This window comes from Trinickia sp. (assembly GCF_035492435.1).
Taxonomy (GTDB): Bacteria; Pseudomonadota; Gammaproteobacteria; order Burkholderiales; family Burkholderiaceae; genus Trinickia.
This window is the reverse complement of sequence record NZ_DATJJF010000018.1, coordinates 1-11537: the sequence shown is the minus strand read 5'-3', so window position 1 is coordinate 11537 and position 11537 is coordinate 1. Positions and strand designations below refer to the sequence as shown.

General features: G+C 62.2%; 9 protein-coding genes. 7 read left to right on the top strand and 2 right to left on the bottom strand.

From position 1 onward, the window contains the following. Window positions 1–104: 104 nt before the first annotated feature. The 4 genes from VL598_RS01530 (at window position 105) to purU (ending at window position 3160) form a co-directional block, all read left to right on the top strand. Entirely contained in the window at window positions 105–671 is a 567-nt protein-coding gene (locus tag VL598_RS01530) for an adenine phosphoribosyltransferase (RefSeq protein ID WP_325324939.1), read from the top strand. 76 nt (window positions 672–747) lie between these two features. Further along, on the top strand, window positions 748–1362 hold the full coding sequence (locus VL598_RS01525) for a LysE family translocator (protein ID WP_325324938.1): 615 nt from the start codon (window positions 748–750) through the stop codon (window positions 1360–1362). A gap of 13 nt (window positions 1363–1375) precedes the next feature. Then, window positions 1376–2248 (top strand): NUDIX hydrolase, encoded by an 873-nt coding sequence (locus VL598_RS01520; protein ID WP_325324937.1) that lies wholly within the window; start codon window positions 1376–1378, stop codon window positions 2246–2248. Window positions 2249–2290: 42 nt separating this feature from the next. After that, window positions 2291–3160, top strand: coding sequence for a formyltetrahydrofolate deformylase (gene purU, locus VL598_RS01515; protein WP_325324936.1), 870 nt, complete (start codon window positions 2291–2293; stop codon window positions 3158–3160). 18 nt (window positions 3161–3178) lie between these two features. Here the strand turns inward: purU and VL598_RS01510 are convergent, their stop codons facing one another. Continuing rightward, a complete protein-coding gene (locus VL598_RS01510; protein WP_325324935.1) occupies window positions 3179–4264 on the bottom strand; it encodes an AI-2E family transporter in 1086 nt (361 codons plus the stop codon). A 74-nt stretch (window positions 4265–4338) separates the two neighbouring features. Further along, window positions 4339–7197 (bottom strand): excinuclease ABC subunit UvrA, encoded by a 2859-nt coding sequence (uvrA, locus tag VL598_RS01505; RefSeq protein WP_325324934.1) that lies wholly within the window; start codon window positions 7195–7197, stop codon window positions 4339–4341. Between the two features lie 156 nt (window positions 7198–7353). On the opposite strand from uvrA, the gene VL598_RS01500 reads away from it, so the two are divergent. The 3 genes from VL598_RS01500 (at window position 7354) to VL598_RS01490 (ending at window position 11533) form a co-directional block, all read left to right on the top strand. Further along, window positions 7354–8544, top strand: a complete 1191-nt coding sequence (locus VL598_RS01500) for an MFS transporter (RefSeq protein WP_325324933.1) — start codon at window positions 7354–7356, stop codon at window positions 8542–8544. 297 nt (window positions 8545–8841) lie between these two features. After that, a complete protein-coding gene (locus tag VL598_RS01495) occupies window positions 8842–9372 on the top strand; it encodes a single-stranded DNA-binding protein (RefSeq protein ID WP_325324932.1) in 531 nt (176 codons plus the stop codon). 388 nt (window positions 9373–9760) lie between these two features. Continuing rightward, window positions 9761–11533 carry an FAD-dependent oxidoreductase gene (locus VL598_RS01490; protein ID WP_325324931.1) on the top strand — a complete coding sequence of 591 codons (1773 nt, stop codon included), beginning with the start codon at window positions 9761–9763 and terminating at the stop codon, window positions 11531–11533. Window positions 11534–11537: the final 4 nt, after the last annotated feature.

Genomic DNA, 11537 nt, shown 5'->3' with positions numbered 1-11537 from the left:
GTGCAGCGTTGCGCGTCGATGCGTTATGCCCGCGTTTTTTGCCCATTGCCCCTGTTTTTGATTGAACAGGCTCGCCAGAGGCGAGCCTCCCTGAGGAGTTTTCCATGTCACACGCGCCCGCGGATACGCCTAACCATGCCGCCGCGTTCATCAAGAGCCAAGTCCGCACGGTGCCCGACTGGCCCATCGCTGGTGTGCAGTTTCGCGACATCACGCCACTTCTGCAGCGGCCCAAGACGCTGCGGATGCTCATCGATCTCTTCGTTGAGCGCTACATCGAAGCAAAGCTCGACTACGTGGCCGGGCTCGACGCTCGCGGCTTCATCATCGCGCCGATTGTCGCGCATGAGCTCAACGTCGGCTTTATTCCTGTACGCAAGCTCGGCAAGCTGCCCTACAAGACCGTCTCCGAATCGTATGCGCTCGAGTACGGCACCGCGACGGTCGAGATTCATGAGGACGCGTGCCGTCCAGGCGATCGTGTGCTCATCATCGACGATCTGATCGCAACGGGCGGCACGATGATGGCGGGCAAGAGGTTGCTCGAGCGGCTCGGCGCCGTTGTTGTGGAAGGGGCGGCCATTATCGATCTGCCCGATCTCGGCGGCTCGAAGCTCTTGCGCGAGAACGGCTTGCCGCTTTACACCGTAACGGAATTCGCGGGGCATTAAGGCTGGCTGCGGCTCGGCCGCCCATGCCTCGGCAAGACGGCGTGCCGGCCGACGCAGTGTGCAGGAGCCAGGAAGCATGAGTCATATCGCATTATTTCTCGCCGCCTCGGTGGCGATTACCGTTGCGCCCGGTCCCGACAACCTGCAAGTGATCGCGCGCGGCATTTCGCAGGGGCGCGCGGCAGGTTGCGTCGCGGCGCTCGGTTTCGCGGCCGGAGTGCTCTTTCATACGTCGCTTGCGGCGTTCGGCATTGCCGCGCTATTGCGTTCGTCGCCGCTCGCGTTTCATATCCTCAAGCTCGCAGGCGGCGCCTATCTGATCTGGGTCGGCATCAAGGCGCTAAAAAGCCAGGGCCTCGCGAGCGCGCACGAGCGGCCGCCGCAGCCTTTGCGTACCGTGTTCGCTCAAAGCGTGATCGGCAATATGCTCAATCCGAAGGTGACGCTTTTTTTCATCGTCTTCCTGCCGCAATTTGTCGACCCGGTTTCTGCCGGCAGCGTTGCCGCTCACATGTTCGAGCTCGGGTTGTTATTCATGTTGCAAACCATCGTCGTTTTTTCGCTTTTCGGTTTGTGCGCCAGCGCGATCGGCACGTGGCTCAAACGTCAGCCGCGCAGCGGCGCTTGGCTCGATCGGCTCGCGGGCGCGACGTTTATCACGCTCGGCCTTCGCGTCGCGTTGCGCAATTGAGCGGGGGCACGCCATGAACCTTCCCTGTATTACCGCCGCGCGCCGATTCGATCCGGATGCACACCGGTCATTCTGGCTTGCGGGTCAGCGAGTTGGCTGGATTCGCGAGGGCGATGTGCGGCATCTCGCCCGTTGGCCGGATGTCTTCGATATCGAGCCCGCACGCGTCGCGCTCGCGCCGCGCTTCGACAAGGATGTCGACAGCCGGTCAGCTGCACTGGGCACCGTGATCGGCGCGCTCGCGGCTGCCGGATGCATTCCCGGCTGGCGCGACGAAATTTACGCGATCCGCAACGCATTCGACGATGCTCCGCTCGCCTATATCGAACGCGCAGCGGCGCGCTTCTTTGGCACGATGACCTACGCGGTGCATTTGAACGGCATCGTAAAATGCGCCGACCGCGCCCCGCAACTGTGGATCGCGCGCCGCAGCGATACGAAGGCGACGGACCCGGGCATGCTCGACAACGTCGTGGCGGGCGGCATTGCGTGGGGGCTCGGCGTCGAGGCGACGATCGGCAAGGAGTGCTGGGAGGAAGCAGGCATCGGCGAAGTGCTCGCTGCGAGCGCGCTGCCGGGGCGCACACTGCACGTATTGCAGTCGATTCCCGAAGGCACGCAGGCCGAGCAGATTTTCGTCTACGACCTCGTGCTGCCCGACGATTTCACGCCGCACAACCAGGACGGTGAAGTCGCCGAGCATCGCTTGGCGCGCATCGACGAGGTGGCGCGCTGGATCGCGGAGGGCGCGATGACGGTGGACGCGAGCCTCGCCACGCTCGACTGCCTGCTGCGGCACCGGTGGATCGACGAAGCGGTTTGCTCGGGCATCGAGGTGCTTTACGCCGGGCCAGCGCACTTGGAATGGCCGTCGCCTCCGCGTTAAGACGCCGGCGCCTCGGTGCAACACATAGGGGAGTTTCCTCTCATGACGACCGAACACAGCTTTATCCTGAAACTGTCGTGCCCTGACCGGCCCGGCATCGTGCACGCCGTGTCCGGCTTTTTGTACGAGCGTGGCGGCAATATTCTCGACTCAGCGCAGTTTGGCGACAGCCGCACCGCCGAGTTCTTCATGCGCGTGCATTTTCAGCAGGTGGGCGGCGATCCGGGGCTCGATGCGTTGCGCTCGGCCTTCGCGCCGCTGGCTGTTCAGTTCGCGATGCGCTGGGAAATTGTCGATGCGTCGGTCAAGCCGCGCGTCGTCATGCTGGTATCGAAGATCGGCCATTGCTTGAACGACCTTTTGTTTCGTTACCGCACGGGGCAGTTGCCGATGGAGATTCCGGCAATCATTTCGAACCACAGGGACTTCTATCAGCTTGCCGCGAGCTACAACGTCCCCTTCCACTACTTTGCGCTGACGGATACCTCGCCGGCCGCGAAGGCTGCTCAAGAGGCCCGCATCCAAGAGGTGATCGAGCAGAGCGACGCCGATCTCGTCGTGCTCGCGCGGTACATGCAGATTCTTTCGCCGGCGCTGTGCGAGCGCCTCGAGGGCCGCGCCATCAACATCCACCACTCGTTTCTGCCGAGCTTCAAGGGCGCGAAGCCGTACTACCAAGCCTTCGACCGCGGCGTGAAGCTGATCGGCGCGACGGCGCACTATGTCACGACTGATCTCGACGAAGGGCCAATCATCGAGCAGGAAGTCGAGCGCGTCGATCACAGCATGACGCCTGAGCAGCTGAGCGCGATCGGGCGAGACGTTGAATGCGTGACGCTCGCTCGCGCGGTCAAATGGCACATCGAGCACCGGATCGTGCTGAACGGGACGAAGACTGTCGTATTCCGGTGATGGTAACGTCGCGCAACGTCAGACAAGCCGCATAGCAACGAGCTCTCGCTTGATATAGGCGTAGAAGATCGGCGCGGCAATCACGCCCGGCACGCCGAACGCCGCTTCCATGACGAGCATGGCGAGCAGCAGCTCCCAGGCGCGCGCTTCGATTTCGCCCCCGACGATGCGCGCGTTCAGAAAGTATTCCAGCTTGTGAATGGCGATGAGAAAGCCCAGCGAGGCGACGGCCGTTGGCAGGTTGATCGAGAGCGACACGGCGACGATCACCGTGTTCGAGATCAGGTTCCCGATGACTGGCAGTAATCCCGTGATGAACGTGATTAAGACAAGTGTCTTCGCGAGCGGCAGCCGCTGATGAAACACCGGCAGCGCGACGAATAGGTAGAGTGCAGTGAAGGCCGCATTGATCGCCGAGATCTTGATCTGAGCGAAGACGATGCGCCTGAACGCCTCGGAAAACCGTCCGATGCGTGTTGCGAAGGCTCTCGACAGTGGCAGCCGCTGCTTGTTCCGATCGGCCGAAATGGCAATCATCGCGCCGAGGATCATGCCGATGAGCACATGCCCGAAGCCGCGGGCGACACTCTTGCCGCTTTGCTGCAGTTGATCCATGTGCGAATGGACGAGCATGCCGGCCTTGGCTTTCATCTGGTCGATGTCGACGGGAAGCATCGCCGAAATCCAGTCGGGCGCGTGCGAGCGGGCCTGCTCAACCATCTGCATGACCTGTGCGAGCAGGTATTGAATGTTCGGCACCGTACGCTCGAGGTGCTCGATCATGCCGATTGCGAGCCCAGTCAGGGCGCCGACGACTGCGGTGGCGAGAAACACCACAGCCACCCAGCGCGCGCGCTGCCCAGGCATGTGCCGCTCGATGGCGGGCGAGATCGTATGCACGAGCTGATAGACCAGCATGCCGGCGAGCAGCGCTGCCAGAAGCCGCAAGTTCAGGATGGCCCACATGCCGACGAAGGCCGCCACAAAGCTACAAATGTCGACTACGGACAGCTTCGGCAGGCTTATCTCGCTCGCGAGCCGCACCGGTCGCGGCGATTTTTCCTGGACGGCCAGATCCTTGGGTGCTTCGGTGCGCTTAGCCATTACGCCTCATATCTCCAGCGATTGATGCTGATTCGGCGAGTCTTTGTGCATCGCAGCATCCGTTCTGATGCCGTTCAACGGCGTGTCAGCAACGGCGCGAGATACTTCCCCGTGAAGCTCGCCTTCGATTGTGCAACCTGCTCGGGCGTGCCTTGCGCAATGATCTGGCCGCCGCCCGCGCCGCCTTCTGGACCGAGGTCGATAACCCAATCGGCGGTTTTGATCACATCAAGATTATGCTCAATGATGACGACTGTATTGCCATGATCGCGCAGCCGGTGAATGACTTCCAGCAAGAGCGCGATATCGTGAAAGTGTAAGCCAGTCGTCGGCTCGTCGAGAATGTAAAGCGTTCGGCCGGTATCGCGCTTGGAGAGCTCGAGCGAGAGTTTCACGCGCTGCGCTTCGCCGCCGGACAGCGTCGTGGCCGACTGCCCAAGGCGAATGTAGCCGAGCCCGACATCGAGCAGTGTCTTCAACTTGCGCGCAATGACGGGTACGGCGTTGAAGAACTGATGGGCCTGCTCGACCGTCATGTCGAGTACTTCGCTGATGTTCTTGCCCTTGTATTGGATCTCGAGCGTCTCGCGGTTGTAGCGCTTGCCGTGACAGACGTCGCACGGCACGTAGACGTCGGGCAGAAAGTGCATTTCGACCTTGAGCACGCCGTCACCCTGGCAGGATTCGCAGCGTCCACCTTTCACGTTGAACGAGAAACGCCCCGGATCGTAGCCGCGCTCCTTGGCGGCGGGCACCCCGGCGAACAGTTCGCGGATCGGCGTAAAGAGTCCGGTGTAGGTGGCGGGGTTCGAGCGCGGCGTGCGGCCGATGGGCGATTGATCGACGTTGATGACTTTGTCGAAGTGCTCGAGCCCTTCGAGCGATTCATAAGGCGCCGGCTCCGCCGACGAGCCGTACAAATGCTGCGCGACGGCGCTGTAAAGGGTGTCGTTGATGAGCGTCGACTTACCCGAGCCGGATACGCCCGTCACGCAGGTGAGCAGACCCACCGGCAATTCGAGGGTGACGCGTTTCAGATTGTTGCCGTGCGCTTCGGCGATGCGCAAGAGGCGGTCGTCCGGCGTCTTGCGCTCGTCGGAAAACTCGATGCGGCGCGCGCCGGCGAGATACTGCCCCGTCATCGACGCCGGATCGGCCTCGACCTCCTTCGGCGTGCCCTGCGCGATGATCATGCCGCCGTGCACGCCTGCGCCGGGGCCCATGTCGACGACGTAGTCGGCCATGCGAATCATGTCCTCGTCGTGCTCGACGACAACGACCGAGTTGCCGAGATCGCGCAAGTGCTTGAGCGTATCGATGAGGCGATCGTTGTCGCGTTGATGCAGGCCGATGGACGGTTCGTCGAGCACGTACATGACGCCTGTGAGCCCCGAGCCGATTTGCGAGGCGAGGCGGATCCGTTGTGCCTCGCCGCCGGAAAGCGTGTCGGCGCTGCGCTCGAGCGACAGGTAATCGAGCCCGACGTTGTTGAGGAACATGAGCCGCGCGACGATTTCCTTGACCACTTTGTCGCCGATCTCGCGCTTCGCGCCTTCGAGCTTGAGCGTCTGAAAGTAGCCGAGCGTGTCGCGCAGCGGCCAGCCGCTCACCTCGTAGATGGCGCGCGCGTCGCCGTTGCCGAGCCGCACGAAGCGTGCTTCGCGGCGCAAGCGCGAGCCCTCGCAAGATGGGCACGGTTGATTGCTCTGGTACTTCGCGAGCTCTTCGCGCACGGCTGACGAATCGGTCTCACGGTAGCGCCGCTCGAGGTTGGGAACGATGCCTTCGAAGACGTGTTCGCGCACCGTCGTGCGGCCGCGCTCGTTGATATAGGAAAACGGGATCGCATCCTTGCCCGAGCCGAAGAGCAGCAGCTTCTGGATCTTTTCGGGGAGATCCTCGAACGGCGCCTCGATGTCGAAATCGTAGTAGATCGCGAGGCTTTGCAGCATCTGAAAGTAGAACTGATTGCGCCGGTCCCAGCCTTTCACGGCGCCCGCCGCGAGCGAAATGGACGGGTAGGCAACAACGCGCTTCGGATCGAAGAAGGTGATCTGGCCCAGCCCGTCACAGTCCGGGCATGCGCCCATCGGGTTATTGAACGAGAAAAGGCGCGGCTCGAGTTCAGGCAACGCGTAGGAGCAGACCGGGCAGGCGAACTTCGAGCTGAAGACGTGCTCGCGCCCCGTGTCCATTTCGAGCGCGAGGGCGCGGCCGTCGGCCAAGCGCAGCGCCGTTTCGAACGATTCGGCCAGGCGCTGCTTGATTTCGGGACGCACTTTCAGACGATCGACGACGACATCGATGGTGTGCTTGTCGTTCTTCTTGAGCTTCGGCAGCGAATCGACGTCGCAGATCTGCGCTTCGCCCTCGTTGGCCGTGCCGCCGCCCGAGCGGACACGGAAGCGGACGAAGCCTTGCGCTTGCATCTGTTCGAAGAGTTCCGCGTGCTCACCCTTTCGGTTGGCGACGACGGGCGCGAGGATCATCAGCTTCGTGTCCTCGGGCAGCGCGAGCACCGAGTCGACCATCTGCGAGACGCTTTGCGCTTCGAGCGCGATGTCGTGATCGGGGCAAAAGGGCGTGCCGACGCGGGCGTACAGCAGACGCAGGTAGTCGTGAATCTCGGTGACTGTGCCGACCGTTGAGCGCGGATTGTGCGACGTCGCTTTTTGCTCGATCGAGATGGCGGGCGATAGGCCCTCGATGAGGTCGACGTCGGGCTTTTCCATCAGTTGCAGGAACTGACGCGCGTAAGCGGACAGGCTTTCGACGTAGCGGCGCTGCCCCTCGGCGTAGAGCGTATCGAAGGCGAGCGACGACTTGCCCGAACCGGACAGGCCGGTGATGACGATCAGCTTATGGCGCGGCAGGTCGAGATTGACGTTTTTCAGGTTGTGGGTGCGAGCCCCACGGATGCGAATCTGTTCCATGCCTGACGGAGAGAAGCGGGACAAACCTGTTACTATAACCACTTTTGCAGACCGCCGTTCCGGCGTCCTTACAGTGCGCGGCGGCGTGATCGAGAACGCTACAATGCGCGCGGCAGCGTGAGCGGCGTCACTACGGTTTCCGAACCGCTCCCGCCGATGTCGAACGCTTCCGTCACTTCTTCCCGCATGAGCACGTCCGAGCTGCGCGCAACCGCGTCGCTCGCGAGCATTTTTGCGCTGCGCATGCTCGGTCTCTTCATGATCATGCCGGTGTTCTCCGTCTACGCGAAGACGATTCCCGGCGGCGACAACCTCCTGCTCGTCGGCATCGCGCTTGGCGCATACGGCGTTACGCAATCGTTGCTGTACATCTTTTACGGCTGGGCATCCGACAAACTGGGCCGCAAGCCCGTGATCGCGGTGGGGCTGCTGATTTTTGCGCTCGGCAGCTTTATTGCGGGCGCGGGGCATTCGATGAACTGGATCATCGCCGGGCGCGTGATACAGGGAATGGGGGCCGTTTCGTCTGCGGTAATTGCGTTCATTGCCGATCTGACCTCTGAGGAACATCGTACGAAGGCCATGGCGATGGTGGGCGGCAGCATCGGGATTTCATTTGCCGTGGCCATCGTCGGCGCGCCTATCGTGTTTCATTGGGTCGGGATGAACGGGCTTTTCAGGCTCGTCGGCTTGCTGTCGATCCTGGCTGTCGGCGTGGTGCTGTGGGTTGTGCCGAATGCGCCGAAGCCTGTGCACGTGCGCGCGCCTTTTGCTGAAGTGCTGCATAACGTCGAGTTGCTGCGCTTGAATTTTGGCGTGCTGGTGCTCCATGCGACGCAGACCGCGCTCTTTCTCGTTGTGCCGCGGATTCTCGAAGATGGCGGCTTGCCCGTTGCTTCTCACTGGAAAGTGTATTTGCCAGTGATGGGGCTTTCGTTCGTGATGATGGTGCCCGCCATCATTGCCGCGGAAAAGCGCGGGAAGATGAAGCCGGTGCTGCTGAGCGCCATTGGTCTTATCCTGATTGGCCAATTGCTGTTGGGCGCAGCGCCGCATACCATTTTGTCTGTCGCGGCGATTCTTTTTGTCTACTTCCTGGGATTCAACATTCTGGAAGCGTCGCAACCCTCGCTTGTCTCCAAGTTCGCACCGGGCGCGAGGAAGGGCGCGGCGACTGGCGTCTATAACACCACGCAGTCCATAGGGCTTGCGATGGGCGGGGTGATTGGCGGCTGGCTCCTGCGATCCCACGGGCCGGATACCGTGTTTTTTACGTGCTCTGGGCTGGTACTGGCCTGGCTTATAATCGCCGCCAATATGACGCCTCCGCAACGGCGTAAGGCTTGAGCGGTGGTGCGCGCAGACGGCCAAGCCAGGGCGTGAAGCTGGGCGCAAAACGAACGGCGCGGCAGCGCAAGGGCGCTTAATGCTGGGGTGACAGTCTCTGCATGGGACGAGGGGAAGTGCTGAAGCGCTAACCCCGGTCGATCAATTTGCATGGGACCGGAGCAAGCGTTGAAGCGCTAACTGGCCGGTCACTCTGCATGGGACTGGACTAAGCGCTGAAGCGCTAACAGCTCTGCATGGGATCAGAGTAAGCGCTAAAGCGCTCACTCTGATCGACAGAATCAACTGGAGAAACACATGGCATCCGTCAACAAGGTCATTCTCGTCGGTAACCTCGGCGCCGACCCTGAAGTGCGTTACCTGCCGAGCGGGGACGCCATTGCGAACATCCGCCTCGCGACGACCGACCGGTACAAAGACCGGACGAGCGGCGAAATGAAGGAGGCAACCGAATGGCATCGTGTGGCGTTTTTCGGGCGCCTCGCGGAGATCGTGAACGAGTACCTGAAAAAAGGCTCGGCGGTCTATATCGAAGGGCGTTTGCGCACACGCAAGTGGCAAGGCCAGGATGGCCAAGACCGCTACTCGACGGAAATCGTCGCAGAACAGATGCAAATGCTGGGCGGCCGCGGCGGTGCAGGCGGCGGAGCAGGCATGGGTGACGACGGCGGCGGATATAGTCGCGAGCCGGCTGAACGCAGTGGCGGTCGTCCCGCAGGCGGCGCTCCGCGCAGCAGTGGCGGCGGCAGCGGTGGTATGGGATCCAGCCGACCCAGTGCGCCCGCGGGCGGTGGGCTGGATGAGATGGATGACGATATTCCGTTCTGATCAGAACGTACGTCGTTGACGTAAAGGCGGTCCCAGATTTTTCCGTTAGGTCAATGACTTGACGGAGATTCCCGGGGCCGTTTCTTTTTGTGGCATCGACTCGACGGTAATCCCCCGAAAAGGCGTCGGGCCGCAGGCCTCAGGCCGATGGCATGCCTCCGAGCGCCTGGGCGGCACCCAGTAGCCCGCCCAGCACCTTGTCTGGGCGGCTGGCGGGGCACCAAATCTCGTTCCCGTCCGGAATAGATCCGCTCCGAAGGACCTTGACAGCGCCTTAAGCAAACGCCGAACCGTTCTCCGTCGCGCTGTACTAAGCTGCTTAAGGGCGCTTCGGACGCCGCGGCGACGCCCACCCAACGAGTTCAAGCTCGCGGTTGAGAGGCTCTCCATGATTAGTGACGGTTCGTCGCAAAGCGGAGCCCCCGGGCACCAAGCCGGCGCAAACGGTGCTGATCGTTCTGTCCCGGAGGAAGAGGAATCCCCTCGTAGCAACCTGCGCTTTTATCAGATTTTCCCGACGCTGACCGATGCCGAGATCGAGCGGGTGCAGCGCTTTGGTACGCTCCGCCGTTATGCCGCGGGCGAAATGCTTTATCGGGCGGGCGGCATCAGTCCTGGCATGTTCGTCTTGCTCTCGGGCACGATTCGTTACGCTGCACGCGATGGGCTCGGCCATCGACGCTTGCTCCGTGCACAGGTCCACCGGGGTGAATTCACCTCTGACATCGGCATGTTGTCAGGCAAGCCCGCGCTCGTCGATGCGGAGGTCATTGAAAACGTTGAAGCGCTGGTGATCCCGCCGGACAAGCTGCGCGCTCTGATGATTGCGGAGGCCGAGCTCGGCGAAAGGATCATGCGCGCGCTGATCTTGCGGCGCGTCGCGGCGATCGAGCGTGGGCAGGGCGCGGTGCTCGTGGGGCCGCCCGACAACGCTCGGCTGCTCGCGCTGCAACACTTCCTGCGGCGCAATGGTTTCCCGCATATGGCGCTCGATGTGGCCGATGCCGATGCCATCGCATTGCTGGAGCGCTTGACTCCGCAGTGTGATGACATGCCGCTCGTCGTCTGTCCGGATGGTACGGTGCTCCGCAATCCGGACGAAGGACAGCTCGCCTCAAGCTTGGGGCTCCTGCCCGAATTCAATCCCTCGCATATCTACGATGTAGGGATCGTCGGTGCTGGGCCAGCGGGTCTGGCGGCGGCCGTGTATGCGGCGTCCGAGGGCTTGTCGGTAGCGGTTTTTGACTGCCGCGCCCCAGGTGGCCAAGCGGGCATGAGTGCGCGGATCGAAAATTATCTGGGGTTTCCGACTGGCATTTCCGGGCAAGCGCTCGCCGGGAGGGCGTTCGTTCAAGCGCAGAAATTTGGTGCTCACATCGCAATCCCGACCGAGGTGAAGGCCCTGAATTGCGGGGAATATCCGCTCGCAGTGGAACTCGCCGGCTCGCGCCGTATCGCAACCCGCACCGTAATCATCGCGAGCGGCGCGCAGTACCGGCGTCCGGCAGCGGATGCGCTCGGGCGCTTCGAAGGTCGCGGCGTCTATTACTGGGCGACGCCGATCGAGGCACGGCTGTGCCGCAATGAGACAGTACTGTTGGTCGGCGGTGGCAATTCCGCAGGGCAGGCCGTGGTGTTCCTCGCTTCGCACGCCGCCCATGTGCATGTACTCGTTCGCGGCGCGGACCTCTATCACAGCATGTCACGCTACTTGGTCGACCGTATTACGTCTCTGCCGAACGTGACGATCCATACGGGTAGCGAAGTCACTGGGTTCGAAGGCGACGAGCGGCTTGAGCTCGTCCATTATCGTCGGGGTGACGGTGGCGCCGAGAGCATCGCGACCCACCATGTGTTCCTTTTCATCGGCGCTGAACCCAATACCCGGTGGTTACACAGGTGTGGCTTATCGCTAGATCCAAAGGGCTTTGTGTTGACCGGCGCAGACGTCGGTGCAGAAGATGGCACGCGCTCGTTGCGGTTGCCGCTGCACACGAGCATCCCCGGAGTGTTTGCGATCGGCGATGTCCGGTCCGGTTCAACGAAGCGCGTCGCAGCGGCTGTGGGGGAAGGAGCCGCTGTGGTCGCACAGATTCACCAGTATTTGGCGGCGCAGTTGGAGTCGTCTGACGGTTCCACAGTGGAAACTAGGCTTCGGTAACTGG